Source organism: Mesorhizobium sp. M2A.F.Ca.ET.037.01.1.1 (assembly GCF_003998075.1).
GTDB lineage: Bacteria > Pseudomonadota > Alphaproteobacteria > Rhizobiales > Rhizobiaceae > Mesorhizobium.
Genome location: NZ_RZSA01001872.1, coordinates 1 through 391, shown reverse-complemented (window position 1 = coordinate 391; position 391 = coordinate 1). Strand labels below are relative to the sequence as shown.

The 391-nt window shown below is 55.0% G+C and carries 1 protein-coding gene; it reads left to right on the top strand.

Features of this window, described 5'->3' with window-relative positions; translation table 11 throughout:
- Positions 1-391: ATP-binding cassette domain-containing protein (locus EOA27_RS40240; protein WP_127259164.1), on the top strand; the 391-nt coding region annotated here is incomplete at both ends.

Genomic DNA, 391 nt, shown 5'->3' with positions numbered 1-391 from the left:
CTACCAGTCCACAGGCGCAACATCGGAGTTGTATTCCAGAACTACGCGCTGTTTCCTCATCTCTCCGTTTTCCAGAACGTGGCGTTTGCGTTGAAGATGCGCGGAATATCCGGCTACGACATTCAAGCCGGTGTCGCCGCGGCACTCGATCTTGTTCAGCTCGGTGAATATGGGGGCCGCATGCCTCACGAGCTGTCCGGCGGTCAACAGCAGCGGGTTGCACTGGCGCGTGCGCTTGTGTTCCGCCCAAGTGTAATTCTAATGGATGAACCGCTTGGTGCGCTTGATAAGCAACTTCGAGAGCACATGCAGCTCGAACTGAAGCGCCTACAAAAATCTCTTGGAACAACAATGGTCTTCGTCACCCACGACCAGAGTGAAGCGCTCACAA